This is a genomic window from Francisella philomiragia subsp. philomiragia ATCC 25015 (assembly GCF_000156715.1).
In the GTDB taxonomy this organism is placed as follows: domain Bacteria; phylum Pseudomonadota; class Gammaproteobacteria; order Francisellales; family Francisellaceae; genus Francisella; species Francisella philomiragia.
Genome location: NZ_DS999324.1, coordinates 1 through 1507, shown reverse-complemented (window position 1 = coordinate 1507; position 1507 = coordinate 1). Strand labels below are relative to the sequence as shown.

The following is a 1507-nucleotide window of genomic DNA, read 5'->3' as shown; positions in this document are numbered from 1 at the left end:
TTAAGTTTCAATGTGATAACTCAGTTAGGACAAGATATAACCGATAAGTTATCTGAATCATTAGAAAACAATCATAAATTAGTTCAAGCTCATACAAGTAATCTTGTTGAACAGGGTATATCCCATAAAACACCTAGTGATTATAATTCTGATATAAGTTTAGAGTTATTAGATAGACTTCAAATACAAGACAATGAAGTTGAGTATATTTATCCTGCTAATAGTTTACAGCAAGGATTTATATATCATGCTTTATCAAATCCAGATGATGATGCTTATAGAGAACAATTCATCTATTTGTATGATCAAAAGTTAGATATTGATAGATATATTAAGTCATGGGAATTAGCAATAGCTAGGCATCCGATATTAAGGACAGCTTTTAATTGGGAAGAGGATATAGTTCAAGTTATCTATGCTAAAGGAGATTTAGAGTATAGCTATCATGATATATCTAACCAAGACGATAAAGAGCAAGCTATCCAAGAGATACAGGAAGAAGATAGGAAGCAAGGTTTTGATCTTACGAAACCGACACAATTAAGATTGCATATCATTAAGCAGACAGATGAATTGTATACAGTTATTAAGTCAGTGTATCATGCGATAGAAGATGGTTGGAGTGGTTCATTACTTATAAGAGATGTTCATAATTTTTATAATGATCTGAGTCTAGGTAATAAAATTTTAGCTGTATTAGATGATACATATTTAAGAGTACAAGAGTATATTCAAAATAATAGAGATAAAGCTAACGAATATTGGCAAGAGAATTTAGTTGATATTGAAGTTAATGACTTATCGGTGTTATTGACTACAGATAGAAATATAAATGAAATTAAGTTATTGGAAGGTAATTACCGAGAGACATTAACTATAGAAGGTGAGCTATACGCTAAGCTTAAGGATATAACGAAAGAGTTAGGAATAACTATAAATACATTATTACAGTTTGTATGGCATAAGCTGATTAATATTTATACACAAGATAATCAAACAATAGTTGGAACTACGATATCAGGAAGAAATATAGCTATTGATGGTATTGAGGATAGTGTAGGTTTGTATATAAACACATTACCATTGTTGGTAGATTGGGGTAATACAAATACGATAAAAGAGCAGTTGAAGTATTTACATGAACAGATAAATAACTTGAATAAATATGGTTATGCTGACCTTTCTAAAATACAAAATAGTAAAGATAGATTGTTTCATAGTTTGTTTATATACCAAAACTATCCAAGTTATGATATCAATAAATTCATAGCATCGAAACTTCTGAGTTTTTATTCGAAATTAAACTATCCAGTATCTCTTATTTGTAGCCAACTAGATAATTATATTGAAATTAATTTTTTAAGCTCTAATGAAGTTATCGCAATACATCAAGCCAAAGAATATTTATCAAAATTTTACTATATTCTGCAACGGGTTATAACTAAAATTGATAAAGATCATAATCAAATATCTATATTATCTCCGCAAGATTATCAGAGGATAGTCT

Annotated in this window: 1 protein-coding gene; it reads left to right on the top strand. The window is 28.9% G+C overall.

Going from position 1 to position 1507, the window contains the following annotated elements; genetic code table 11:
* Nucleotides 1–12 precede the first annotated feature (12 nt).
* The coding region (locus tag FTPG_RS09510; protein ID WP_004288260.1) for a condensation domain-containing protein at nt 13–1507 on the top strand (1495 nt) is incomplete at its 3' end.